Here is a 1,245-nt window from a genome sequence, read left to right as displayed (position 1 = left end):
CAGTAGCAAGTGCTTCAGCATCAACAAGTGCGGTAGCAAGTGCCTCAGCATCAACAAGCGCGGTCGCTTCAGCTTCAGCATCAACCAGTGCGGTAGCTTCAGCTTCAGCATCAACAAGTGCGGTAGCCTCAGCATCAGCATCAACAAGTGCAGTAGCAAGTGCTTCAGCCTCAGCGTCAACAAGTGCGGTAGCTTCAGCTTCAGCATCAACAAGCGCGGTAGCTTCAGCTTCAGCGTCAACTAGCGCAGTAGCAAGTGCTTCAGCGTCAACCAGTGCGGTAGCAAGTGCCTCAGCATCAACAAGTGCGGTAGCAAGTGCCTCAGCATCAACAAGCGCAGTAGCAAGTGCATCAGCGTCAACAAGTGCGGTAGCTTCAGCTTCAGCATCAACAAGTGCAGTAGCCTCAGCTTCAGCGTCAACAAGCGCGGTAGCTTCAGCTTCAGCGTCAACAAGTGCGGTAGCAAGTGCTTCAGCGTCAACAAGCGCAGTAGCAAGTGCTTCAGCATCAACCAGTGCAGTAGCTTCAGCTTCAGCGTCAACAAGCGCAGTAGCCTCAGCCTCAGCGTCAACAAGTGCGGTAGCAAGTGCCTCAGCATCAACAAGCGCAGTAGCCTCAGCTTCAGCATCAACAAGTGCAGTAGCCTCAGCTTCAGCATCAACAAGTGCGGTAGCTTCAGCTTCAGCGTCAACAAGTGCGGTAGCAAGTGCATCAGCGTCAACTAGCGCAGTAGCAAGTGCTTCAGCCTCAACAAGTGCGGTAGCAAGTGCCTCAGCATCAACAAGTGCGGTAGCAAGTGCCTCAGCATCAACAAGTGCGGTAGCTTCAGCTTCAGCATCAACCAGCGCAGTAGCAAGTGCATCAGCGTCAACAAGTGCGGTAGCTTCAGCTTCAGCATCAACCAGCGCAGTAGCCTCAGCTTCAGCGTCAACAAGCGCGGTAGCTTCAGCTTCAGCGTCAACAAGTGCGGTAGCTTCAGCTTCAGCGTCAACAAGCGCAGTAGCTTCAGCTTCAGCATCAACAAGTGCAGTAGCCTCAGCTTCAGCATCAACAAGTGCAGTAGCCTCAGCTTCAGCGTCAACAAGCGCAGTAGCAAGTGCTTCAGCGTCAACAAGCGCAGTAGCTTCAGCTTCAGCATCAACAAGTGCGGTAGCCTCAGCTTCAGCATCAACAAGTGCGGTAGCTTCAGCTTCAGCATCAACAAGTGCGGTAGCCTCAGCTTCAGCATCAACAAGTGCGGTAGCCT

1 protein-coding gene is annotated in these 1,245 nt (G+C 53.3%); it reads left to right on the top strand.

Annotation, left to right across the window (positions count from 1 at the left end; translation table 11 throughout):
- Positions 1–1,245: hypothetical protein (locus tag QM887_RS09890; RefSeq protein ID WP_414271438.1), on the top strand; the 1,245-nt coding region annotated here is incomplete at both ends.

This window comes from Streptococcus infantis (genome assembly GCF_047460875.1).
GTDB lineage: Bacteria > Bacillota > Bacilli > Lactobacillales > Streptococcaceae > Streptococcus > Streptococcus infantis_AA.
The sequence above is the reverse complement of the archived record's forward strand: the minus strand, read 5'-3'. Positions and strand labels throughout refer to the sequence as shown.